The sequence below is a fragment of the Vibrio sp. EJY3 genome, from assembly GCF_000241385.1.
GTDB lineage: Bacteria > Pseudomonadota > Gammaproteobacteria > Enterobacterales > Vibrionaceae > Vibrio > Vibrio natriegens.
The window spans coordinates 1,184,412-1,209,236 of sequence record NC_016614.1; the positions used below are offsets into that span (position 1 = coordinate 1,184,412).

The 24,825-nt window shown below is 42.3% G+C and carries 20 protein-coding genes; 1 reads left to right on the forward strand and 19 read right to left on the reverse strand.

From position 1 onward, the window contains the following. Positions 1-201: 201 nt before the first annotated feature. From VEJY3_RS21195 to VEJY3_RS21225, 7 genes are all read right to left on the reverse strand, one after another. On the reverse strand, positions 202-582 hold the full coding sequence (locus VEJY3_RS21195; RefSeq protein ID WP_014234476.1) for a transcriptional regulator: 381 nt from the start codon (positions 580-582) through the stop codon (positions 202-204). 119 nt (positions 583-701) lie between these two features. Continuing rightward, entirely contained in the window at positions 702-896 is a 195-nt protein-coding gene (locus VEJY3_RS21200; RefSeq protein WP_041170418.1) for a hypothetical protein, read from the reverse strand. A gap of 155 nt (positions 897-1,051) precedes the next feature. After that, on the reverse strand, positions 1,052-1,819 hold the full coding sequence (locus tag VEJY3_RS21205) for a hypothetical protein (RefSeq protein WP_014234478.1): 768 nt from the start codon (positions 1,817-1,819) through the stop codon (positions 1,052-1,054). Between the two features lie 372 nt (positions 1,820-2,191). Then, positions 2,192-3,580, reverse strand: a complete 1,389-nt coding sequence (locus VEJY3_RS21210; protein WP_014234479.1) for a relaxase/mobilization nuclease domain-containing protein — start codon at positions 3,578-3,580, stop codon at positions 2,192-2,194. Next, positions 3,570-4,112, reverse strand: a complete 543-nt coding sequence (locus VEJY3_RS21215) for a hypothetical protein (RefSeq protein ID WP_014234480.1) — start codon at positions 4,110-4,112, stop codon at positions 3,570-3,572. Before VEJY3_RS21215 ends, VEJY3_RS21210 begins: the two co-directional genes overlap by 11 nt. Positions 4,113-5,021: 909 nt before the next feature. Beyond that, complete coding sequence (locus tag VEJY3_RS21220; RefSeq protein WP_014234481.1) at positions 5,022-6,818, reverse strand: recombinase family protein; 1,797 nt, start codon at positions 6,816-6,818, stop codon at positions 5,022-5,024. Positions 6,819-6,994: 176 nt separating this feature from the next. Further along, positions 6,995-8,194, reverse strand: a complete 1,200-nt coding sequence (locus tag VEJY3_RS21225; RefSeq protein ID WP_014234482.1) for an acetate/propionate family kinase — start codon at positions 8,192-8,194, stop codon at positions 6,995-6,997. A 361-nt stretch (positions 8,195-8,555) separates the two neighbouring features. On the opposite strand from VEJY3_RS21225, the gene VEJY3_RS21230 reads away from it, so the two are divergent. Further along, the gene (locus tag VEJY3_RS21230; protein ID WP_014234483.1) at positions 8,556-10,094 is read left to right on the forward strand and encodes a bifunctional diguanylate cyclase/phosphodiesterase; all 1,539 of its coding nucleotides are present in this window, start codon (positions 8,556-8,558) and stop codon (positions 10,092-10,094) included. 79 nt (positions 10,095-10,173) lie between these two features. Here VEJY3_RS21230 and VEJY3_RS21235 read toward each other — a convergent pair whose 3' ends face one another. From VEJY3_RS21235 to mbhE, 12 genes are all read right to left on the reverse strand, one after another. Then, positions 10,174-12,093: a DEAD/DEAH box helicase gene (locus VEJY3_RS21235; protein ID WP_014234484.1), complete on the reverse strand. Its 1,920-nt coding sequence runs from the start codon at positions 12,091-12,093 to the stop codon at positions 10,174-10,176. Between the two features lie 659 nt (positions 12,094-12,752). Next, entirely contained in the window at positions 12,753-13,901 is a 1,149-nt protein-coding gene (gene fucO / locus VEJY3_RS21240; RefSeq protein WP_014234485.1) for a lactaldehyde reductase, read from the reverse strand. Between the two features lie 15 nt (positions 13,902-13,916). Next, on the reverse strand, positions 13,917-14,564 hold the full coding sequence (fucA, locus tag VEJY3_RS21245; protein ID WP_014234486.1) for an L-fuculose-phosphate aldolase: 648 nt from the start codon (positions 14,562-14,564) through the stop codon (positions 13,917-13,919). Between the two features lie 86 nt (positions 14,565-14,650). After that, positions 14,651-16,105, reverse strand: coding sequence for an L-fuculokinase (fucK, locus tag VEJY3_RS21250; RefSeq protein WP_014234487.1), 1,455 nt, complete (start codon positions 16,103-16,105; stop codon positions 14,651-14,653). 42 nt (positions 16,106-16,147) lie between these two features. Next, positions 16,148-17,896, reverse strand: coding sequence for an L-fucose isomerase (fucI, locus tag VEJY3_RS21255; protein WP_014234488.1), 1,749 nt, complete (start codon positions 17,894-17,896; stop codon positions 16,148-16,150). A gap of 273 nt (positions 17,897-18,169) precedes the next feature. Further along, positions 18,170-18,886, reverse strand: coding sequence for a DeoR/GlpR family DNA-binding transcription regulator (locus VEJY3_RS21260; RefSeq protein ID WP_014234489.1), 717 nt, complete (start codon positions 18,884-18,886; stop codon positions 18,170-18,172). 420 nt (positions 18,887-19,306) lie between these two features. Continuing rightward, the gene (gene mnhG, locus VEJY3_RS21265; RefSeq protein WP_014234490.1) at positions 19,307-19,603 is read right to left on the reverse strand and encodes a monovalent cation/H(+) antiporter subunit G; all 297 of its coding nucleotides are present in this window, start codon (positions 19,601-19,603) and stop codon (positions 19,307-19,309) included. Then, on the reverse strand, positions 19,603-19,881 hold the full coding sequence (locus tag VEJY3_RS21270; RefSeq protein ID WP_014234491.1) for a cation:proton antiporter: 279 nt from the start codon (positions 19,879-19,881) through the stop codon (positions 19,603-19,605). The genes mnhG and VEJY3_RS21270 overlap by 1 nt, the downstream gene beginning before the upstream one ends. After that, positions 19,874-20,350 (reverse strand): Na+/H+ antiporter subunit E, encoded by a 477-nt coding sequence (locus tag VEJY3_RS21275; protein ID WP_014234492.1) that lies wholly within the window; start codon positions 20,348-20,350, stop codon positions 19,874-19,876. Before VEJY3_RS21275 ends, VEJY3_RS21270 begins: the two co-directional genes overlap by 8 nt. Beyond that, on the reverse strand, positions 20,347-21,843 hold the full coding sequence (locus VEJY3_RS21280) for a proton-conducting transporter membrane subunit (protein WP_014234493.1): 1,497 nt from the start codon (positions 21,841-21,843) through the stop codon (positions 20,347-20,349). The genes VEJY3_RS21275 and VEJY3_RS21280 overlap by 4 nt, the downstream gene beginning before the upstream one ends. Continuing rightward, positions 21,840-22,196, reverse strand: a complete 357-nt coding sequence (locus VEJY3_RS21285) for a Na+/H+ antiporter subunit C (RefSeq protein WP_014234494.1) — start codon at positions 22,194-22,196, stop codon at positions 21,840-21,842. The genes VEJY3_RS21280 and VEJY3_RS21285 overlap by 4 nt, the downstream gene beginning before the upstream one ends. Next, positions 22,196-24,802 (reverse strand): hydrogen gas-evolving membrane-bound hydrogenase subunit E, encoded by a 2,607-nt coding sequence (gene mbhE / locus VEJY3_RS21290; protein WP_041170488.1) that lies wholly within the window; start codon positions 24,800-24,802, stop codon positions 22,196-22,198. The genes VEJY3_RS21285 and mbhE overlap by 1 nt, the downstream gene beginning before the upstream one ends. Positions 24,803-24,825: the final 23 nt, after the last annotated feature.

Below are 24,825 nucleotides of genomic sequence, written 5' to 3' on the forward strand. Positions count from 1 at the left end.
ATTCTAAATGACAACCAAACCTTCAAGCGAAAATTACCAACACAAATTAAAATTTTCTTATCGATGCTAGAGTCTCCTTCGGTCTATTTCCGACCCTATCGCCGCCTCATAGAGACTCAGTTGCCTTAAAGGCCGAAATAATCATCGCTCATTACGAGGAGTGAAGAATTCAGCAGCAAAGCATGAATGCTTTTTTAAAAGTTAATAGCGATGTCGAAGCAGAGCTTCCAGTTCTTTGCCCATGAGGATCTCAAAAGAGGTATAAATGGCAGTAAGACACTCTTCGTTTCCACATCTATCAATACGAACAAAACCTTTAGATGCAAGGTCATCAATAGAAATCGAAAGTTCTTCGACACTGCGACCTGTTATATCAGATAACTTCCCTACACTATTTGCTCTATCACGAGAAATCATATACAAAAGCTTAATATTTTCGTTAGTTAAAACCTGTTCCAGATCCGTTAATGATGAAAACCAGAAATGAGGGATATCTTCGACATGGTTTAATTTTCCAGCTGAAACATCCAAAATATACTTACGAACGAGTTCTTCATCGGCTATTCCAATTCGAGCTATCATAGTCAATCTATTCCTATACAATAATTCCCTCTAACTTAAAGAAAAAGTCGTGATAAGAAAGATAAATTATAGCAGGTTTATCAATCCTCAGTAGTTATTTTATATAATCTATAGTATTATTAACTACTTTGATGACTAGCAATAATCTTGAGGAGATCTGCCGTAATATTAATTGCTTTAACACTGGATGGTATATCCATCTTATCTTGATATTGCACCCAAACCTCCCCGTCTTTAGATATGCGGATCATTGCGAATGTGTCGTTAAGAAAGGACTTATTGACACCAAGCTGTTCATTAATATCATCCGTCATAATCATCCCTATTACATGTTGGTAGCAGAATATGATGAATACTAATCCATGATTTTGAATAAAACAATACTATTCATCATTAGAATACAAAATACACACTTGCATATAATATGAAAAGCCAGTTCTTTGATCTGGCAGATATCAATGAGGTTTTATTAAAGACTGGAACACAAAGACTCTAATACCTTTCTTTCAGTGCTTAATTTTTTAACTCTATTACCAGTCTCAAAACTGTCTATTTTACTCATGTGTTTAACAAAACGATCAGCATTTGCTTTACTTGAAATTTTGAAGTTAGATAAATGATTGTAAGTCTTAATTTTATCAGTTAATTTTTTATCATAGAAAAGCATATTCTGAAAAAGAATATCAGGCATAACGTATGCGTCTAGTACTTGTTTAATTCTGTACATTGACTGATACAGATCTTGTGCTTCTACAGCAGTCAAAAGACCATCTAAAGCAAGTTTTTCAACAATATCTGCAACATCATGGATTGGCTTTGATATCTTTGCCGCCTCTTTCTTAATTCCCGCCCTGTCAATCTCGAAGTAACCACGGCATTCATTCACTTTTGCTTTTTGATATATTCCGTAATAGTATTTATGCTTAGCTAAAAATTTCTCATATGCACCTCGAGTAATCTCGAACTCCCCCGACTTCACACATTCAGAAGCATTGTTACTTACAAATTCTTCAAATGTATACTTGGGGTACTCATCAATACGTTTTTGAGCAACATTAATCACCATTGTCATTGGAGATCTATTTCTAGAATCTTCATTATTTATCTTTATATTTAATCGAAGATAAAGAGTCATACCTTTTCTATGTCGATACGGAGTATAATACATACCATCATTATTTTTGTTATATCTTTCTTTATCTACTGCCACATTAATTGCATCTGCGTTATTAGCCATGATTAAAACCTTATCATTTATTTTTATCTTTTAATATAAGATACCAGTAAAATTAATATAAGTAAAGAAACTGATATTTTCAAAAAAAATAATTTTAAGATATTGTTCTTAAAGATCTATCTCATACAAAGGAACTAATATTTTATTATTATTGGCAGGAAAATTTGATAAATTATTTATTAACCATGATGAATCATTGAGTTTTCAAGCCTTAGGAAAATATTAAAAAACAATGACTAGATCATTATCTATAGATAATAAAAGATCTACATTGAATGACCAAGATAATTAATATAAAACGAACATCTACTTATAACCACCTCTGGAAAAAACCTTTTCTAACTTACAGATAAAAAATTAATTATGAATATATTACACTATGTCAATAGCTTCTCCTTTGCTCTCAAATTTGCACTCAATAAATTCTTCAGTACAAAAAGTTTCAGAATCTTTCTGTGACTCAAATTTTTTAAGTTCCTTTAAAGAGATCACTTCTAAATTGAAATCGTTGATGAATGTTTGCATAGCTAACTTGTGTTGAATCTCGTTGCTGTTATCTCTGATAGAAGAGAACAAATCAATAAACAACTGGCGGAGAACATCAGAGAATGTGTCGCTAAGTTGTACTAAATTGATCTGAATAGCGATCGCACAAGACATTTTATTTCCACTTTGTATAAACCTTCTAGAGCGAAAATGGAATCGATCGTTCTGTAAAATCGCTTGCAGTTTATTAAAGTAAATTTTGTTAGCAGTGAACAAAACAAGTAACCAGCCGTTATCGTCAGACTGACGCTTTACGTAACTTATATGCGCTTCTCTTTTCTGCCTTTGCGATAGCAAAGCTGACTTATTAATTTCTTCTTTAAAACGCTCGAAATTGAGTGAATCAGCCGATAGTATTCCGTTTTTTATAAGCTTACCGAGGGTAAACTTGCGGTTTCCACCTAGCTGAGATGCAGAAAATCGGTGGTCGCTCAGTTTAAAGATAAGGCTAGATACTTTCCCGTCCTTCTCTCGTACTTCGACTGTGAGTTCTGGATGTTGCTTCTCTACCGCAAAGACAAATTCCGCTAGCGTTGAGCAATGATTAAGACGGTTAATCGCTCTCGAAATCAATCGTGCAACTTGCGCTTTTTTAGTTTTAACTCTTGCATTATTGATGCTTGAACTATCGTCATAGCAAATATCTATACTCGAAACTAACTGCCGCAGGCCGAACTCGATTTCAAGTTCCCTCATTACCTCTTGTGCAAGATAATAGCTATAGCTGTCAGAGACTTTCTTTCGAGTTATCATATCTATAGTGCTAGTCACGATATGTACATGCTCTTCGTCCGTATCATTATGCTTGAAAGATATATAGCGACAATTGTCGTATCCGAGTTTATCCATAAGCCTCTTGACAGTCTTTTGCCATTGAGTGTTACTCAAATGTTCGTTCGTATCTAAAGAAACTATCATGTGCTTGAACTGTTGCTTTACAGCGGGATTTAGAGCAATTGATTGCTGCATTTCCGTGATGGCCATTGATAAGTCTAATAACTCCCCTGCCGCTGTTCTAGCTTCATGAGGAATGTGGATGATGTTGTTGGCGTATATGAACTCAGTTATTGCAGCACGCTCTTTGCTAGTACCAGCGGAATAGTTAATTAGGTTTTTCGCAACACGCTCATCGTTACCTTTTATATAATCAACAAGTATATGTACAGTCTTCTTATTGTGCTTTTTTTGTTTTTGTTCAGGTTCTTCATATATCATAGTTTTTTCTCTTTTTTTCTTGTATCAAACTTTCTAATTTTTCAATCGAAATATGCTCCTTTGCTATTTCATACGCAGTATCTTCAGTAAAGCAATTTATTAACAAGAGCCTGGTTTCTTGGAATTCTCGTTTTAATACTTCAAATGCTTGGAAAACTAGCTCTACCTCTTGTCTATCAAGCTGTTTTCCATTTTCTAGGTGTGAAGCAATAGAGCTAATATCTTTAAAAATACCCGATGTTTTATGGAAAAAGCTTTTTGAAGCTTCAAGTACAACTGGTTTAACCACCATCGTCCTATTTAATATAGCTCTCATATAAGCAGATAAAGTGCTATACCCTGATTTTTTCTTATTATCTATTTGTGTTTGATATTCAATTTCTGTAAAGTTTATTTTCACTGATTTAGACAACTTGTCTTCATCAGACTTTCTTTTTTTAATTTTATCTTTCTTTGCAGACTGTAGTGCTTTTTCTATTTTCAAAAGTTCATTTTTATCTACAGAATGGAATATATCTATGTAATCACTCATTGCTTGTGTTCCTTATTATAATTGTTATATGTCAACTTTTTTGAGCGAAGCGATAATGGCTTAATATAGCGCTAACCTCGAAGAGTGTTAGTGCAACCGAACTAATTGTGAGGAAATCGTCTGATGAGGATATTTGGGACAAATAGAACTCACAGACATAGCTTGCTTCAAGTTGTATTTTTATCATATTAACAATATATTAAAAATATTCAATATAAATTTAAATCAAGCGTCTGTTTTTTAATTTTAATCATGAGTTTATATCTCTAATTTTAGAGTTAACTAAAAAATAACTTTACAATCATCGACTTAACAGTTATTTTATTAAAATTAATTACATAACTTCTTAACTATTAAGTGCCATGGCATGTGATAATACTTACCCTTTAAGTAAAAAGATAATATTAAATACTTATCGAATAATAATTTAAAACATCTTTCATTAAATAATAATTACAATAGTTACTCCTTTGAAATCATTCCATTTATTACAATTGAATTAGTCAATAATTAACATAGCCTGAGTCGTCATAAAAGAACGGAAAGAAACACTTTTACATTAAATATATATGCACGATTCCAGTTGTAACAATAAATTATTTCAGCTACCCAATCGGTTTCCATAGCTCTCATTGAATAGAACAGAATTAACTATTAATAAATCATGTTTTACCCAATGACCAATCATTTATTGTCCTGAGCAGAAATCTAAGAAAGAGGTTTAGCAAAGTTCCTACTCTATTACCCCGAGCTTCGTAAGAGGATATATCACGGCACTGAACAAGCTACGAAAACATACTGCTCAAAGGCAAAATTGCCTACTCAATGATCTCGGGTATATAATTGGTTTTTTCGCGTTTTTTCCAAACTAAACAAAAGCACCGCTTTGCGGTGCTCTGTTGGTGGAAGTTACTCAAATAACCTTGCGTCATCTGCGATTGCTTGCCATTTTTCGGGGTTTTGTAGTACAGCTTGTCTTACTGCAAAAAGATATTTTATCCTTTCTAGTGCGTCGCCCAAATCATCAGGTACGGGTACAGTATCAATAGCTGCTAGTTTACCTAAATTACCATGCACGCGTGACATGTTGATTAGTCGTATTGGGGCAGCTTCGTTTACATCTTTCTGCGCGGTAAAAATATCACTAATAGCTTTGTTATTTTTGTCGTCATTAAAGAATACTGGCACTTCACCCACAGCTTCACTTTTAAACACTATACGCAGTGGTTTACCAAGCTTTGAATCCGATGCTATCACATACTTGACGAATGAGCGCACAAAGCCGTTGTAGCGCTCTCTGTCCTCGTTTCGCTCTAATTGTAGCTGCTCAAGCGTGTTTACATCATAGTCGCTTGTTTGCGTTGATAGCTTTTCAAATCGTGCTTTTGCTTTATCTTGCTCTGTATAGATAGCTTTTAGCTTGTTTACATAAACGGATATAATACGAGGATCTGACTCTTCAAGCATTTGTGTCTTAATATCGTCAGCGCTTGCTTCTAGCTCTGCAACCTGCGCTTCTAGCGTGTTTAGCTCTTTCTGTAAGCTAGCAAAGCTATTGTTGTTAATCTTTGCGTAATCTAAACCAGCCAGCGCTTTAATTAATCGCGGCTCGATTTCTTCATAGTTAAGTGCGCGTTGGTCGCAGCCTTGCTTGTCAATCTGCTTGCGACATCTTACTTTGATGCGCCCGCGATTAGGCTTAAAGTAAGACATGCAAGAACCACAGGTTGGGCAATAAAGCATACAGCTAAATAGATTTGAAAACGCGCCCGTTTGTCGCCCTCCAGATCTCTTAAAAGATGCTTTAAGCCTGATCCACTCTTCTTCTGTAATCAATGCTGGGTAATAGCCTTTTATTACATCTCCAACAGGTTCTTTGCGCACCCCCTTTTCGCCGTGCACATGCTCGACTGGTTGAAAGTCGCCGACAAGCTGTATCATCTTTAGATACTTCTCAACAATCTTTGTGTACCAAGTATTGCTGCGGTTCCAGCAAGGATATCCTTGCTCATTAAGATAAACTGTAATGCGATGAGCACCCCAGCCTTGCAGCTTTAAATCTACCATCTTGCGCACAATTCGCGCACGCTCAGGTATCAACACAAAGTGCGTTTTATCTTTGCTTAATTCAATCCAGCTAGGACTCATTGATGTGCGTCTCTCACCGCCCTCTTTTTCTAATAGTCGCTTGTGTGTGAATCTGGCACGTATGCGTTTTGATTTCTGTTCACTCTCTAAGTGCGCTAAATGTATTGCTGTAGTGATAAGCAGGTCTTGACCTAAGTCACTACTTTTGTCGTGATAAATGATCAGGTTGAAACGGCAAATGGCAACATCAATGCCGTACTTTTTGAAACGTGCAAACAGAGCGCGGGCATCATCAACGGGCAAGCGACTTATACGGTCAATTGCTTCTACAATTAGCAACGTACCTTTTTCTACCTGTCCGTTTTCCGCTGCTTTTAAGAATGCGCCAAGCCCCGCGTTTTCATCTGTATTTAATCCAAAGTACGCACTTAACCCCCTGTCGTAGATGGGGCTATCTGCAAGTGTATACACTGGTAAACCATCACGGCTGTTTGAAATGTTTACATCTTCAATAAACTTGCTAGCTATTTCGATTTGTCGCCGTAGGCCATCTCCTTTTACTTGTGTGCCCTTTGAAACTCTAGAATAAATATGTGCAATGCGTGGTTTTTCGTCCATTCCAATCAGCCTGTAATGCTATAACCTATAACTTTTTGTTAGGATTGATTATTGCACATTAATCAAATGGATCAACAAAAAGAGGGCTTCATACAGGAAAGCGCATTAAGTTATTGAATTTATTAAATAAAAAAGCCACCATATTTGGTGGCTTGTTGTTTAAATTAACTGCTATACTATTGATTTAGAAGCTCAACGGATTGCGATGCTATCACCCACTCTTCGTTGGTTGGAATAACCAATACTTTCGCATCCAGCAGTTCAGATTTACCAATTTCACCTGAATTACCGAATCGGGCATCTTCGTTGCCTTTCTCGTCTTCCACGAAACCAAGCAGGCTAAGGTTTTTAAGCACTTCACGGCGAATATCCAGAGAGTTTTCGCCAATACCACCCGTAAAGATAACCGCATCTAGACGATCAAGAGGGATCAGGTAAGAACCGATGTATTTCGCAACACGGTAGGTAAACACTTCAAACGCTAATTTCGCACCTTCGTGACCTTCTTCCATCGCTTGCAGAATACCTCGTGCATCGGAAGTAACGCCAGACACGCCCAAGAAGCCTGATTTCTTGTTTAACGTTTCGAATACCTGTTCCTGAGTCCAACCTTTCTTTAATAGGAACTCAATGATGCCTGGGTCTAGGTCGCCAGAACGTGTACCCATCATCAAACCAGCTAGTGGAGTAAAGCCCATCGAAGTATCAACCGATTGGCCATCTTTAATCGCACATACTGACGCGCCGTTACCAAGGTGTACGGTAATGAAGCTCGATTGCTCCACAGGCTTATTCAGCATTTTTGCAGCTTCACGACTTACAAAGTAATGGCTTGTACCGTGGAAGCCGTAGCGACGGATCCCATACTGCTCGTACAGCTCGTGGGAAATAGCGCCAGTAAACGCTTTTTGAGGCATCGTTTGGTGGAATGCCGTGTCGAATACCGCAAATTGAGGAAGAGTCGGAAACGCTTCAATCGCAGCACGAATGCCGATAGCACCTGCCGGATTATGTAGTGGAGCAAGATCGGCAAGCTGTTCGATTTCTTGTGTCACTTCATCGGTAATGCGAACCGTCGTTGTGAATTTTTCACCGCCATGAACGATACGATGACCGACAGCCACGATGTCTTTAGCTAAACCTAATTCGTCGGTTAACCCTACTAGTTTTCCGATAGCGATTTTATGATGGTTATCGTCACCTTCGATAGAAACTTCCTTTTTTTCACCGTTGAATTTCCAGCTCATACGAGATTCTGGAAGACCAAAGCATTCGCCCAAACCACTCAGTACCGCGTCACCTGAATTTGAATCGATGACCGCGAACTTTAGTGACGAGCTTCCTGAGTTGATCACTAGTACAAACGAATTAGACATGAAATAGTTATCCTGTTGTGGAGCAGAGGTTGTCATTACGCTTTCACGCAGCGTACGACTTATATGCTTTCTATTATTCAATAATTTTTTAATCTTTCAACTATCTTTTAAAGTTAATGGTCTGATTGCACATTTTTTATTGATCTAGGACACTTTCTGATTTTATTCGATGCAAAAAAAATATCTTCTCATAAAAGAGAATTGTGATTCACTCGTCTTGTTTATTGACTAAATTATGAGCTAACTTATTTATTAGACGAATAAAAACAATAAACATAACAATACATCGGGGAATATCGTGCCGAAAATAACGCTTTTACTTGTCAGTTTAGGCTTAATGTTGCTCTGCTTCGGATGGCAAATGACAAAAAATATTCGCTCGAAAACGGATGTTTCTGGGTGGACCTGGCTTTTAGTACTGATTAGCTATTTTATTATTGCGTATGCAACGTACTTGTACACCATTGCGCAAAACCCCTCAGGCTCACTTATCGAAACTGGCATATCTATACTTCTATTTGCTGGAAGCGTTTTTGTCGTCTTCGTCATCAAATTCAGTAATGACTCCATCGTCGAATTACATAGCCTTGCAAAGCGCGAAAAACAAAATGCCTTTCATGATGCTCTAACTGGTCTCCCAAATAGAAAATACTGTTTTGAGGTAATTGACGATCGTATTCAATCTGGCCTGCCTTTTTCAGTGATTCTCTTTGATGTTGTCAATTTCAAACAAGTCAACGATGCGATGGGGCACTTCTGTGGTGACCAATTACTGATTCAAATTGGTCAAAGGTTGCAAGATGCGCTTGAAGATAATGACAAAATATTTCGCGTCGGTGGTGATGAGTTTGTGATAATCACGGCATCTGCCACTGAGGAGGATGGCAAGAAACTTATCGTGAGGCTCAATAAAGCACTTTCCACTCGCTTTCACCTCGACGAATTCCAAGTATCTGCCGCTGTCGTGTTTGGCATAAGCACTTACCCTCAGGACGCAGAGTCCAATGAATTGCTGATAAAACATGCCGACGTTGCAATGTATCACGCGAAAAGTAACGGAAATCTTTTCGCATTTTATAACGACAATATGAATATTGGGGCTAAATATCAGCTGGAAATTTCATCACGTATTCAATTTGCGTTAGATCAGGATGAGTTTCGCCTGTATTACCAGCCATTAATTGATGCTCGTACTAGCGTCGTGGTGGGTTTTGAAGCAGTTATTCGTTGGCGAGATGGACAAGGTAATAACATTTCGCCAAACGATTTCATACCAATTGCCGAGCGAAGTAATCAGGTCAACAACATAACCATGTGGGTGCTGGGGCAAGTTGAAAAAGATCTGAAAACGTTTATCCGAAGAGGCATCAAGCTTCCAATTCATGTCAACTTATCAGCGAAAGACCTATCTTCAAACGTATTACTTACCCGCCTAAAAAAATTAATCGAACACTCTCCTGAATTTGCCCATCTTCTAAGTTTAGAAATAACAGAGACGATGGCGATTGACAAAGTGAAGGAACTTAACCCACTTATACACGAAATAAAAGGGCTTGGTATCAAGATCAGCCTCGATGATTTTGGTACGGGCTATTCTTCCCTCTCACTGTTAAGAGATCTTCCGGTGGATCAGATTAAGATCGACCGATCATTCTTATCTACAGCGAACCGAACGGAAAGCACGCGCTCCATTGTTGAAAATACAATCGCACTTGCCCACGGGCTTGGTTACTCGGTAGTTGCCGAAGGCGTACAAGATATGGATACCCTGCATTTTTTACGACATCGTGGCTGTGACATCATCCAAGGTTACTTATTCTGCCCTGCTCTCCCATTAGACGAAGTGATCAATTGGGTAGCGGAGCACGACGAGAAACGCGACAGTTTCCTACCAGCATAAAAAAACCGAGCATGTTAACCATGCTCGGTTTTTGAAATCAGCTTTTTCTAACTCAGGTTATTTAATTAACCTGGCTCGATTATGCTTCCGGAGTGCGACGGCCACGGCCGTGACCACGTTCACCACGGTAGTTACCACGGTGATCACCACCACGGTTACGGTCGAAACGACGCTCAGCACCTTCGCGGTTACCATCACGGCTACCTTCGCGGTTGCCACGGAAACCACCTTCACGACGGCCACCTTCGCGACGAGCACCACCTTCACGGTTACCACGGTAACCACCACCATCACGACGTCCACCGTCACGACGACCACCACGAGACTCGCGGAAATCATCGAAGTCACATACTACCGCACCAACATCTTGTTGACGGATACGTAGCTTGCTCAACTTGTTCGCGGCTTCAGAAGTCATTGCTTTTGGTAGCTGAACGAAAGTATGACCTTGTGCTAGCTTGATCGCACCGATAGAACCTTTACCTAGACCAAGTTCATTTGCCAGAGCACCAACGATGTCTTTAACTTGAACACCTTGCTCACGGCCAACTTGTAGCTGGTAAGTATCCCAATCTTGGTTGTTGAAGCTGCGGCCACCTTCACGACCACCATCACGACCACCTTCACGGCGCTCTTTACGACGCTGCTTATCGCGCTCAATTGCTTCTACCATTGGATCTTCACCGATGTAGAACAGTGGGCGTTTGCCTTGCTGACGCTTAAGAAGCATCGCAGCAAGCATTGCTGGGTCGATTTCTAGAGAAGTTTGTAGTTTCTCAACCAACTCAGCAAACTTATCTAGTGATTTGTGCTCTTTCTCAGCTTCTAGTTCTGCACCTAGCTGAGCTAGACGAGCTTCAGCAACCTGGTCACGTAGAGGAAGTTGGATTTCTTCCATTGATGACTTAGTTACACGCTCGATAGTACGAAGCATGCGGATTTGGTTAGTGCGAACAAGAAGGATCGCTTTACCTTTACGTCCAGCACGGCCTGTACGACCGATACGGTGAATGTATGACTCTACATCGAATGGGATGTCGTAGTTAAATACGTGAGTAATACGTGGAACGTCAAGACCACGTGCAACAACGTCAGTTGCTACAAGGATATCGATAACACCCTGTTTGATGTGATCAACAGTACGCTCACGTAGAGACTGAGGGATATCACCGTGTAGTGCTGCAGCTTTAAAGCCACGAGCTGAAAGCCAGTCAGCTAGACGCTCAGTATCTTGACGAGTACGTACGAATACGATTGACGCATCCGTTTCTTCAGTTTCAAGAAGACGAGACATCGCTTCATCTTTCTCTACACCCTTCACTACCCAGAACTGCTGTTGAACTTTGTCTACAGTGTGGTTCTTACCAGCAACGTCTACCGTTACAGGGTCACGAAGGAAGCGCTCAACAATCTTTTTCAGCATTGGAGGCATAGTCGCAGAGAACAGAACGCGTTGTGCTGATTCAGGAGCGTGCTCCATGATTGCAGTTACGTCGTCCACGAAACCCATGTTTAGCATTTCGTCCGCTTCATCAAGTACGAAAGTATTAACTTCGTCTAGATGTAGACGTTCACGGTTGATCAGGTCTTGAACACGGCCAGGAGTACCAACAACAACGTGCGCACCATTCTTAAGTGCACGCATTTGATCAACGATAGAAGCACCACCGTAGATTTCTAGAACTTTCAAGCCCTTGATGTTTTTACCAAGGTTTTTCATTTCCGCTGCAACCTGAATCGCTAGCTCACGAGTCGGAGCAAGTACGATTGCTTGTGGTTTACGTTGGTTTAGATCTAGTTTGTTGAGAAGAGGCAGAGAGAATGCTGCCGTTTTACCTGTACCCGTTTGTGCCTTGCCCAGCGCGTCAACACCTTCCAACAGGTGTGGGATTGCCGCAGCCTGAATTGGAGTTGGTGACACGAAACCCATTCCGTCTAGAGCAGAAAGGATAGAATCATTCAGAGATAAATCACTGAATTGAATAACAGAATCTTGCATTGGGATCCTACTTAATTAAACAAAAAAACAGTCCCATATGCTCTTCCAATTCGATACTGAATTATCCAGATACTAAATCCATTCAGATAGGAATTAGCACAGTACACAACCGCGATAAGCCATTAGGGACGACTAAGGGAGGCGGATTATTCCTTAAATGCATAAAAAAAGCCAGAAAAAATTGAATTACATCACAATTTATTCTCAATAATGGCATTTTCCGCATAAAATACCACCAGTCCACCATTTCCCGCAAAAGCGCGCCATGAAAATTGATGAGTTCTTCACCAATCCCAAATCACTCTATCGCTGTTTATCAGCCCATATTTTACACAAAACGCCCAGCGAAATGCGCTCTACCGATAATAATAGCTCGCATTTATTAGAGCGCACTAGCTCTAGCGTTAAGTTAAATCGAAGCGTGAAGGCCGACTGCTTAAAATCTTGCTCAAAAAGCAGGCACAAACATTACTGATATGAGCTTTAGCGTCGTTAGTAGGGTTGAGTGAGCGTATACAAGGCCGCATAAAAAAATGGACCAAAGAGGAACTAACCAAATCATATAAGTGAAGCAAAAGACAGACAGTGTTTGAAGAAGGCTTCAACATTGCCTGCCATACATAAAGCTTACTAATAAGTCGGTTCAACTCAAAGAGCCATTAGATACATGCGATATATAAAGCCTCAATTTCTTTTGGAGTTGGTTGACGAGGGTTACCGCCTAAGCATGGATCAGCCAATACTTTGTCTATCCAGTTTTTGCAATCATCGTGGCTAATACCTAAAGTTTTAAATCCTTCTGGGATGCCAACGCGCTTAGATAATTGGCGAATTAAATCAACGGCTAGTTCTGCTGCTTCTTTATCGTTTAAACCTTCTGTCTTCCCACCCATTACCTGTGCAATATCACGGAATCTCTCAGGATGCTCTTCTGCGTTAAACGCACATACTTCTGGTAGCAAAATCGCGTTGCACACACCGTGAGGTAGGTTATGTGTCGCACCCGGCTGATGAGCCATTGCATGTACTAAGCCTAAACCGGCACTATTGAACGCCATTCCCGCTAAAAACTGTGCGTTAGCCAATTCTTCACGCGCTTTGATATTTTGACCATCTTCAACCGCTACGGGTAGCCACTGGGTAATGAGGCGAATCGCCTCTAAAGCCGTTGGTTTAGTCAGGGTGTGAGCGCCTGGTGTCACGTACGCCTCGACCGCATGAGTTAGTGCGTCCATACCCGTAGCTGCCGTGACATGACTAGGTAAATTAATCATCAAAGTAGGATCATTCACCGCGATATCAGGAATTTGCTTAGAGTCAATAATGACCATCTTCACTTGTCTTTCTTCATCAGTAATGACTGAGTTTGATGTCATTTCCGCTGCAGTGCCCGCCGTCGTATTAATCGCAATGAAGAAATCGCCCTCACACTTTACCTTGCCGATACCGTCAAAATCGACGATTTCGCCAACGTTAGATGCCACAATACGAATGGCTTTCGCACAGTCTACCGGGCTACCACCACCAACCGCGATAAAGCAATCACACCCAGTATCGACATACGTTTCCAAACCTTCGCGCACAAGTGATGCCGTCGGGTTAGGTGTCACACGGTCAAACAACACATAGTCGATTGCAGCTTTATCTAACAGAGCAATCAGATGATCTAAGATTCCCAGTTCCACAAGATTTGCATCGGTCACGATCAATGCTCGCTGAATGGGCTGCTGGCTCAACGTAGAAATCGCGTCATCAACGGCGCCGACGCCTGCGTAACTCAGTTTTGGTAGGTTTAATGCAAAGGCCATTTTATTTACTCCTTATTACTTCTCAACTCGTAAGCCATATGACTTGAATTTTTCCAGCACCACCTGCATAGATTCATCATCCAACGTTGGTACTTCTGGGTTAACCGCGAGAGCTTTGAGGTAAAGCTCTGCCAATACTTCGACTTCATGCGCTAACCAAAGCGCTTTGTCTAAGTTCATTTCCCCAGCGATCAAGCCATGATGTTGAAGCAAGATTGCTTTGCTTTTTGAGATGCCTTCTTCCACATACTTCGCTAACTGAGGACTGCCAAATGTCGCGTAAGGTACACAAGGAATTTCAGTCGTTCCCGATGCTGCGATCATGTAGTGAATAGCAGGGATTGGTTTGTTCAAGATAGAGACCGTTGCAGAATTGATCGCATGGTTATGAACCACGGCATTTATATCTGGGCGATGTTGATAGCAAGTTAGGTGGAACAGCCATTCAGAAGAAGGAAGTTTACCCTCTTCAAAGGTGCCATCTTCCGCAACATAGACAATTTGCTCAGGCGTCAGTTGTTCGTAAGGAATGCCCGTTGGGGTGATTAACATGCCGTTATCAAAGCGGACACTGACGTTACCTGCGGTACCTTGGTTTAGACCTAAACGGGTCATTTCGATACAAGTATCGATAATGTGTTGGGAAAGCTCTATTCTGTTCATTTCGTTAATCCTTAAATTTAAATGCTGGATAAGCCTTTTATGAGAGTGTCGCCGGTTGCGTTGGCGAAAGTGCAGGATGACTACCTCTAAGCATGGCTGTGCTCCCGTTTTATTTGATTTAAGACTGCCGTTGCTTCTGGATAGATCACACGTAATTTAGGACGCATATTGTGTTGAGATTCATCGACAGAGCGGTAAAAGCCCACGCCATAAAATGCGAACATCGCTGCTCCAATTACCGTCGCTTCGGCCTGCTCTACGATATGAAGTGGTCGCTGTAACGCATTAGCACGAAGTTGATTCCAAAGCGGATTTTTGGTGCCACCACCCACTACAACGATTGGCTCGTCGCTCAATTGGCATAATTGATTCAGGTAAAGAAAACGTTGTTTCAGCTGTTGGCTTAATCCTTCAAATACCGCTCGGGCAATTTGGCCACGCGAAGTATGAATAGAAAGGCCTTCTATTGACCCTTGACCGATACCACTTTCATCAACTGATAAAGTTGGTTTAAACACCACCCCACCAGCACCTGGCCCGGCGGCTTCAGCTTCATTAACCATGGTGGTGTACAAATCGTTTGAGTGTTTTTCTGCACTGTAAAATTGCGTCACAACCCATTCAACGACGGCGCTAGAGAGCCACTGTATTGCTGGATTGTACAAACCCTTTAATGCGTCAAGCTCTACGGTCACTCCATTATCCAACGCTTGTTGATTGAGTGCGGGACGCAGGCTGCGCGCCATTAAGATTTCCCAGGTGCCTGAGCTCAAAAACGCTTGGTTTTCTTTCGCTCCCGAGCCCACTAAAGCAAACTGAGTGTCGTGACCTGCGGAAATCACGGGTGTCCCACTAACAAGCCCCAATTGTTTGGCGATGTTTTCTGAAACATATCCCACCTTTTCACCGGCCATCACAAGCCTTGGGAAATGATCCGATGTCAATCCTAGGTAATTTAGCGCTTTAGCATTCCAGCTACAGGTTTCCACACTGGTCAGCATGGATGTGCCAGCCATTGTGTAATCGGTGGTCATTTCGCCAGTTAACCTGTGAGTGATCATCGATGAAATGAAGACAAATTTATCCATCTTTGCGTACACTTCAGGCTCGTTTTCTTTAAGCCAACGCAATTTGTAAAGCGTATTAAAACTGTAGTCTCCAATGCCGTTGCTTCGGTAGAGTTCCAGACGATCAACCTCATCTTCTACCGATTTCATTACGGGTATGGTTCTCGGACACTTCCAAGAGATAATTGGGTAAATCTGATTTCCATCACTATCAAACGGAGCACCATCAACACCAAATGTTGTTACGGTCACAGCCAGAACATTTTTCGCTCCGACTTGAGCCACGACATGCCGACCACACTCAAGGAGCTTTTGCCAGATGTCTTCAAAATCCCACAGGTGATAACTTGGGTTTTTCGCATCACATTTGGTCGAGTTTTTTATGAAATGAGACGCGACGATGACGCCTTTTTGGTCAATTGCAATGGCACGCAAGTTGGTCGCACCGCAATCTAAAACAATCACTACAGACATGGGGGCTCCTGAAGGGGGCGGGAATCACCCCGCCCGAGAAGATTACTTGTATAAAGGACCAAAGTTTTCGCAAGCACGGTAGTCTTGACCTTCTTTGTCCTGACCAAATGCCGTCCATGTGTGAGGGCGGAAAATGTCTTGCTCGTCAACGTTGTGCATTGACACTGGAATACGCAACATAGAAGCAAGCGTGATCAAGTCAGCGCCAACGTGACCGTAAGAGATAACACAGTGGTTCGCACCCCAGTTCGCCATGACTGAATACACATCTTTAAACGCGCCTTCACCGGTCAGGCGTGGAGCAAACCAAGTGGTAGGCCATGTTGGGTTTGTACGCTCATTAAGCGTTTCATGCACCTCGGCAGGTAACGTCGCCGAATGACCTTCTGCGATTTGCAGTACTGGGCCAATGCCCTTAATGATGTTGATACGATGCATCGTAAATGGCATACCACCATGAGTCAGGAAGTTCGATGAGAAACCACCGCCACGGAAATATTCAACATCGGCAGGTGGCCACTGGGTCGCAGCCAGACACGCTTCTGCATCCTGTGCATTCATATTCCAATGCGATTTAAATACAGGTTGACCTTGCTCATCACGAGCTTCCCCACAGCCATCCAGAGCCGCTGAACCTGAGTTAATAAGGTGAATCAATCCAGACTCAGGGCGGTAGCCGCTGACGCGATCTACTGAATCTTGAGACCAGTAAGTGCGCACGTCACAGAATACTTGCGCTTGGCCTGTCAGCATTTTTCCGAAAAGCATATTTACGCCGTTCAAGCAGTCGTTTTCTGTCGCAATAGCAAACGGTTCGCGGATGCCGTTCCAGTCAAATGACGAGTTGAGGACCGCTTCACTAAAGTCACCATTTGGTAAGTGATCTGTCCAATGGCGTTGACCCTGGAAGCCGCCTGCAACAGCATTGTGTCCCATCGCCTCTTCCGCATAACCCATTTCTGCGAGTTTCGGGTTACCAATCATCAGATCGCGCATGATCATCGTCATCTTAACCACGGTTTCCCAATCTTCGGTTTTACGCTCTTCGGTCATTGGAACTCGGTTGTAATCTTTACCTTCTTTGCAGTGTTCTTTTGTCCACGACAACGCCAGTTCAAACTCTTCTTTATCGAAGATTTCGCGGTCGAGACGACGTTTAATTTCAGTCATATCAACATACTCGTTGCGCATGCCTAAGTAATGTTGGAAGAACGGTTGGTCTACGATAGAACCCGCAATCCCCATTGAGACCGAGCCCATAGATAGGTAGGATTTACCGCGAATAGCAGCGACCGTTAAACCTGCGCGGCAGAAACGAAGGATCTTATCCTGAACATCGCTAGGAATAGACGTGTCATCTTTATCCTGAACTTCTTCGCCATAGATAGAAAACGCGGGTAAACCAAGTTGAGAGTGACCTGCCATTGCTGCGGCTAGATATACAGCACCCGGACGTTCGGTACCGTTGAAGCCCCAAATCGCTTTTGGCAGATGTGGATCCATATCCAGCGTTTGAGTGCCGTAACACCAGCAAGGGGTAACGGTAATAGATACGCCAACGTTCTCACGCTTGAATTTTTCTGCACAAGCTGATGCTTCGGCTACACCGCCAATGGTCGTATCGGCAATAACACATTCAACCGCTTCACCGCTAACGTGACGTACATTTTCAGTAATAAACTTGGCTAAGTTGTTAGCCATGTTCATTGTTTGATCTTCAAGAGACTCACGAACCCCAAGACGACGACCATCGATTGTTGGACGAATACCGATTTTTACTAAGTTTTTCATTTTCGATTCTCTATTTCACACTAACGAGAGATTATTTTTTGAATTTGGTAGCCTTTAAGGCCAAATAAGACTAAGTAGACAAAGCCAATTAACGGGATAATGAACGCAGTCTTAATATCCTTCGATTTATATAGATTTAGTCATTACTTGGTTTGTATATTTTTTAGACTTCATTGAATTAGTGGATGATAAAACGTCCGTCATTTTAACTTTCTTCAAGTGTCACTATCCCTCCCGAGAAACAGGAACAGCTTTTACATTATGTAAAATTAATTAGAACTGTGTATTAACATCAGCATTCGATATTACAATATCTATTTCATCGAAGTTGCAGACCTTTAATAGACTTTTTTTCTTATACTTGCTCTTATCCGCTAAGAGGATTACTTTTTCTGACACGTTGATGAACATTTTCTTTATTTCATAGTTGTATTCATTAGAGTCCCACACACCGGATAACTCATCGAAACCAACACATGATATAACACTGACATCAAGTGACATTTCAGCTAAGGTTTTTCTCGCAATAAGCCCATAAAACGCTTTGTACTTTTCAGAGAAAGAACCACCTAAACTAATTATTGAGATATTATTTTTACCACTTAACACATTTATATTGTTAATCGAGTTGGTGACGACTGTACATCTCATATTAGGTAGTGCTTGAGCGACAAGCCAGCTAGAAGAACTTGCGTCTAAACCAATAACTGAACCTTCGTAAATATTGGAAATGACTTGATCGACTAAATCCATTTTGTCGTTAACATTGCGATTCGCCCTGTTGTTGAAAGACGTTCCTTCATCTTTATAGTTTTTACCTATTGCTCCACCATGAACTCGTATCAGCTCCCCTTTCTCATCCAGAACTTTAAGGTCTCTGCGTATCGTCTCAACCGAAACATCAAGGTCATTAGCCAAATCCGTCACAAATGCCTTTCCGGACTTGTTAACAACATTCAAAATGTAATTGGTTCTAGATATCGACTTCATTGGTTATCTTCTGCATTTCCTTTACATGCCGCAGATAATAACTTTTAGCTCATTCAAATGTTAGGCAATGTTCATGTGATTTTAGGGAATTTTAAATAAGTTGACCGAAATATAGAACGACACCACAAAAAAACGGGCAATTCCCCAAATAATCGGGCATAAGAAACAATAATTTAAAGTAATAATCACAATTGGTATATATCAGTCAAAAACGGGCACTGGCAGACAATAACGATTTAGAAGAGATTAAATGATAGAGATATGTGATATGACTCGTAAATAACTTATTTTTTATTGGATTTATATTTGAATTTTATTCGATATGTATCTAGCCACTTGTTTAAAACTAATTCTAATCAAAAAAGAAAAACAAATAGCCTCTGATAATCAGAGCAGTAGTAATGACATGGTTTACCGTGATTATTTTGGGTTTCGCCACATTCGATAACCACTTTTCCTCATGGCTTTGCCTAATAAATGTGCAGCAACAGGTGCGGTGAGGAAAATAAACAACATGGTACCTACAGCGCGAGAGATCACCGTGGCATCAGGAATAGCTATGGCTACCGCCAAAAGCAATGATGCCACACCAACCGTACCCGCTTTTGTTGCCGCGTGCATCCGAGTGTATAGATCCGGCATTCGGACCACTCCCAAGCTGGCGATCAGAAAGAATAAGGTACCAATGCACAGCAAAAGACCAATGATCACTTCCATTACTCTCCCCCTTTTCGCTTTGCTATCATTCGAGCAAATGCGATGGTGCCGAGAAACGCCACTAAACCAAGTGTGATAGCAATATCTAACAACGTCTCTTGACCACTATCCAGGGTATAAACAGCAATGAATCCAATCGTGACAAACGAGATAAGATCCAGTGAGACGACTCTGTCTGCCAACGTGGGGCCCAGAACCAAACGTACCAACGCCATAACTACGCTTAGCAACAGCCCACCGTAAGCAAAGAAAATACTGAACTGCAGCCAACTATCCACGCGTCACCTCCAATATTCGTCTCTCTAAGCCACCTTTGATATCTCGAATTACTTTGTCATGTTCTGGAGCAAACATGGCATGCACGATCAGATGTTTTTTGTCAGGTGTTACATCCAAACTTAACGTACCTGGCGTTAACGAAACCATATTCGCAAGCAGCGTGATTTCTATATCTGATTTCGCATCGAGTGGTACGTAAATGATGTCGGGTTGGCTTAGATGTGTTGGCGTTAGCACATCCCACATCACCCTAGCGGCAGACATGAGTAACTCGAAACAGAAATAGCTCACTAGCCTCAAAAGTGAAATGAAAACCTGAAAGTAACGACTTTTCGTTCTGAACGGCTGACTGAGCCTCAAAACGAGAAACCCAGCGATAAAGCCAAATATAAAGTTGAGGCTGGTATAGGTGCCGTTTAGAAGCATCCAAGCCAGTGCGAGAAAGAGGTTGAGAAAAAAGTAAATCATTGTCCACCTCCCAATACTGCCTGAATATATTCCTTCGGCTCCAGCAGTTGCAGCGCAGCCTGCATGGCAAATTGATAAAATGGCTCGGCAACCAGACCGATGATCAAACTCATCGCCGTTAAGGTAACAATAGGAATACAGTACAAGTACGTAGTCGACTTAGTCATTATTTGTGCGTCAGCATCACTTGGCTGCTTTTTCCAGAACACCGCATTCCAAATTTTGCTCATGGAAAAAACCGTCAACAATCCCACCAGCAAGGCGGTTGCTGCAAGCCAATAGCCCTCTATTTGCAAACTCGCTTTAATCACTAAGAACTTGCCCCAAAAACCGGAAAGTGGCGGAAAGCCAGCCAAAGAAAATGCAGTAATGAAAAACAACAAGGCTAACCAAGGCATAGCTTTATATACACCACCTAATTGCTTCAGTTGACTGGTTCCGTATTTCCGTTCGACGAAGCCTCCAATTAAGAACAGGTTTGCCTTCACTAAAATATGATGAACGATATAGAAAATAGCCCCAGCGACTGCCAACGGCGTATAGACGGCGAGCCCCATGATCATGTAACCAATCTGGCTGATAATATGAAATGAAAGGATTTTCTTTATATCGTAATGACTTGCTGCCCCTAATACCCCCGTCAACATTGTCAAACAAGCCATCCACATCAAGGTCGATTGCCAGCCACTTTCTGCCAATGGAAATACAAGTGTAAATACACGTAATAATGAGTAAACACCGACTTTAGTCAGTAAAGCAGCAAATAGTGCAACCACGCCGCTCGGTAGCGTGTGGTAAGACGCAGGAAGCCAGGCAAACAAGGGAAACAACGCCGCTTTGATAGAAAAAGCAAATAAGAAAAAACCTGCGAGCAAGGTTTTCGTGTCGGATGGTATCAAAGCCGCTTTAGCGTGAAGATCCGCGAGATTTAGCGTTCCGGTAACGCCATATAACAAACCTATCGCGAGCAGAAAAAACAGCGTCGAGATCAGGTTCAAAATCACGTATTTCACAGCACCATCAATCTGATTCTTGTTGGCATCCAGGACCATCAGACCGAAGGAGGCAATCAGCATCACTTCAAACCAAACATAGAGATTGAAGATGTCGCCAGTCAGAAATGCCCCGTAAACGCCCGCAAGCAAAACATGCATCAACGCATGATACATCCCGTATGATGATTTGTAGCGAATATCTCCAACCGCATAAAGCACACAGATGAGACCAATCACCGCCGTAACCATAACCATGGCGACAGTGAACAGATCTGCTACAAACACAACGCCGAAAGGAGCGAACCATTGGCCAAATGCTACCGCGACAGGCCCATGCTGTATCACATCACTGGTAAGAAAAGCAGCGACAAACACCGTTAAAAGCGTACTCGCGCCACTGATGCGTTCAACAAGACAGATGTTACGTTTAGTGATAAACACCGCGACAGCCGTCAGGAGTGAAATCACGATAGGTAACGTCAGCCAAATGGTCGTCATTCGTCCTCCTCTTCTGATCGTCGCATATCATCAACGTCTGCCGAGCCTGTTTCTGAATAAGCGCGATAGAACAACAAAAGTGCAAAAACGAGCAATCCAAAACCAATCACGATTGCCGTCAAAATCAGTGCCTGAGGTAACGGGTTAGCAGCACCATCTGGTGGTAGTTGTGCGCCTGACTCGATAAGAGCGGGGACGCCAATGGTTAAGCGGCCAGCCGTCAATATGGCCAGATTCACAGCACTGCTTAGTAAAATCAGACCAAACAGTATTCTCAATATATGCCGTTCAAGTAACAGATAAATACCCGCTGCAACAAATACACCGACCACCAGACTCCATAGTACTTCCATCAGTCGAGCACCTCATTCACATGTAACAGCAAGCCCATCACGCCGCCAATAATGGCGAAATAAATGCCCACATCGAAGAGCAGCGGAGTCCCTAGCGGGAGAATATCCTTCCACCACAATCCGGTCAGGAAAGGTAACTCCAGTACCACTCCTAATAGCCCTGCTATAAAGCTAAGCGAGATACCGAACATCGCAATACTTAATGGTGAATAGTACAAACGGTCCCTTACGTACTTGGGCGACTCTGCATACATCATTAGCGCAAACCCTATCACCGCAATGAGTGCACCAATAAACCCACCTCCAGGTTCGTTGTGCCCGCGCAGCAGTAAATACAGAGAAAACAGCAACATCAATGTAAAGACAATGTGAGCCGTGGTGGAAAAGATCATTGAATGGACAGGAGGATGCTTGTGATTTGGGGTGGTAAATAGACTGGTCGCTGCAATGCCCGCCATCACGACCACAATCACCTCACCTAACGTATCGATGGCACGAAAGTCGACCAGAATGACATTGACAACATTGCGCCCGTACCCTTCAGGTAGACTTTTCTGGAGAAAGAATTCAGCTAACTGGGGATCTAACGGTTGAGAAGTGATATTGATGAGAGCAACGCTAACAGAAAACCCGACTATTCCAGCAATAATCGCGTGTACCAGACGACGCCGTTTAGAGTGATTACGCACAGTGGTCAATTTGGGCATGTGGCGCATCAGCAAGACTAAAAAGACCACCATCAGTGTTTCTACTAACAACAAAGTCTGTGCAACATCGGGCGCGCTGTACAACATAAACACGAGTGTTGTCATAAAGCCCACCACGCTAAGGGCTGACACCGATAACAAACGAGACTTAGAAATCGTACATACGGACACCGCTGCCACAAGTAACAGAGCAATAACTATTTCGTAGAAGTTGATAGCGAACAGCTCGGTAAAACGCGCGCTTGAAATATCTAATGGGCGACTGAGCAACACGATGGCTAGAACCAGGCTAAACATAAGTACATAATTGCTCAGCCTCTTTTGCTGAATCCATTGTGTCTGCCACTTAGCAAACCGTATGACACCGCTGACAATTTTATTAAACACCGTCTCCGCAGTAGGAACGATAAACGCGCTTTTATACCACTTGGCAACCCTCTGCGAGTAAAGCGCGTAAACCACCCACCCCAACCCCAATGTAATAAGGCTCAATAACAACGGGAAGTTGACTCCGTGCCATAACATAGTGGCCACTGGTTCTGAGGCAGGAAGGCTGGTCAAAACACCGGGAATAATGACATTATGATTTATCCAACTTAGCCCCAACACTGGCGTGATCAATCCGCCAGCGGACAGTAGCATCGGTGGTATCCATAGTCCTTTGAGTGACTCGATATTTTTCGCAGGAGTGGGCTCACGTTGAGAATGAGCAAAGAATGGTTTGTAGATTAATGCAATCGTCACCGCCACCATGATTACATTGACAGCGACTAATAAACCGATAATCGCACTGCTAACCTCAAGGCCCGATTTGTACATGTATTCTTTGCTCAAAAAGCCAAGGAGCGGTGGTACTCCCGCTTTAGACAGCGCCGCCAACGTCGCAGCCGCTAAACTTAAAGAAAGCACGGCTTTCAGTCCATTCAGCTTGGTCACATCTCTTGTGCCAGTTGCTTTGTCAATATTCCCGACCACCATGAACAGGGCCGCTTTGTAAAAAGAATGCGCCAGGATAAACAAGAGCGCGGCGGCCAGTGCGAGCTCCGTTCCCATGCCAATTAGCATAACGAGCTTACCCAAAGCCACATTAGTGCTGTACGCGAGCATTAACTTCAAATCCGTCTGTTTTAAAGCCAATAATCCACACCAGATGGCCGTAAACCCACCAGCAATACTTAACGTGTAAAACCAAATATCACTGTGTGAGTAGGCAGGAGACAGCCGCGCCAGTAGATACACGCCCGCTTTTACCATAGTGGCGGAGTGCAGATAAGCGCTCACTGGCGTGGGTGCTGCCATCGCATTTGGCAACCAAAAGTGAAATGGAAACTGTGCGGACTTAGTGAAGGCACCAAGGAGAATCAATATAAGGGAAGGCAAAAACCATTTGTGAGACGCAATTTGTGTCGATTGTTGAACAATAGTACTAATCTCATAACTTCCGGAGATTTGTCCTAATAAAATCAGCCCAGCCAACAGAGCCAATCCTCCAGCCCCAGTGACCAAAAGAGACTGTAACGCCTTTTCACGTGACACCTCTTTCTCATGATTAAAGCCGATCAGTAAATACGAGGTGATGGTCGTCAGTTCCCAAAAAACAAACAGCAACAGAACATTGTCGCTCGTGACAATGCCTAACATGGAAAGCATGAACAACGTCAGATAGACATGAAAGGAAACACGCGCTGGATGGCTGCGCATGTATGCAAGCGAATAGACTTGTATCAGTGCACCGATCCCACAGATCAAACACACAAATAGGAATGACAAACCATCAAGACGTAAACTTAAATTGACATCAAGACCCGGTACCCAACTGCCCTGCCAACTCACGCCTTCGGGGCGATACCAACTCATAACAACGAGCAAGATGAAGATCGGCATCAAAGGAAATAGCATCAAAAGCGGGTTATGCTTTTTTG

Coding starts and splice junctions, on each gene's coding strand:
- VEJY3_RS21195 (WP_014234476.1), bottom strand. CDS start 582: ATGATAGCTCGAATTGGAATAGCCGATGAAGAACTCGTTCGTAAGTAT.
- VEJY3_RS21200 (WP_041170418.1), bottom strand. CDS start 896: ATGACGGATGATATTAATGAACAGCTTGGTGTCAATAAGTCCTTTCTT.
- VEJY3_RS21205 (WP_014234478.1), bottom strand. CDS start 1,819: ATGGCTAATAACGCAGATGCAATTAATGTGGCAGTAGATAAAGAAAGA.
- VEJY3_RS21210 (WP_014234479.1), bottom strand. CDS start 3,580: ATGATATATGAAGAACCTGAACAAAAACAAAAAAAGCACAATAAGAAG.
- VEJY3_RS21215 (WP_014234480.1), bottom strand. CDS start 4,112: ATGAGTGATTACATAGATATATTCCATTCTGTAGATAAAAATGAACTT.
- VEJY3_RS21220 (WP_014234481.1), bottom strand. CDS start 6,818: ATGGACGAAAAACCACGCATTGCACATATTTATTCTAGAGTTTCAAAG.
- VEJY3_RS21225 (WP_014234482.1), bottom strand. CDS start 8,194: ATGTCTAATTCGTTTGTACTAGTGATCAACTCAGGAAGCTCGTCACTA.
- VEJY3_RS21230 (WP_014234483.1), top strand. CDS start 8,556: ATGACAAAAAATATTCGCTCGAAAACGGATGTTTCTGGGTGGACCTGG.
- VEJY3_RS21235 (WP_014234484.1), bottom strand. CDS start 12,093: ATGCAAGATTCTGTTATTCAATTCAGTGATTTATCTCTGAATGATTCT.
- fucO (WP_014234485.1), bottom strand. CDS start 13,901: ATGGCCTTTGCATTAAACCTACCAAAACTGAGTTACGCAGGCGTCGGC.
- fucA (WP_014234486.1), bottom strand. CDS start 14,564: ATGAACAGAATAGAGCTTTCCCAACACATTATCGATACTTGTATCGAA.
- fucK (WP_014234487.1), bottom strand. CDS start 16,105: ATGTCTGTAGTGATTGTTTTAGATTGCGGTGCGACCAACTTGCGTGCC.
- fucI (WP_014234488.1), bottom strand. CDS start 17,896: ATGAAAAACTTAGTAAAAATCGGTATTCGTCCAACAATCGATGGTCGT.
- VEJY3_RS21260 (WP_014234489.1), bottom strand. CDS start 18,886: ATGAAGTCGATATCTAGAACCAATTACATTTTGAATGTTGTTAACAAG.
- mnhG (WP_014234490.1), bottom strand. CDS start 19,603: ATGGAAGTGATCATTGGTCTTTTGCTGTGCATTGGTACCTTATTCTTT.
- VEJY3_RS21275 (WP_014234492.1), bottom strand. CDS start 20,350: ATGATTTACTTTTTTCTCAACCTCTTTCTCGCACTGGCTTGGATGCTT.
- VEJY3_RS21280 (WP_014234493.1), bottom strand. CDS start 21,843: ATGACGACCATTTGGCTGACGTTACCTATCGTGATTTCACTCCTGACG.
- VEJY3_RS21285 (WP_014234494.1), bottom strand. CDS start 22,196: ATGGAAGTACTATGGAGTCTGGTGGTCGGTGTATTTGTTGCAGCGGGT.
- mbhE (WP_041170488.1), bottom strand. CDS start 24,802: ATGCTATTTCCTTTGATGCCGATCTTCATCTTGCTCGTTGTTATGAGT.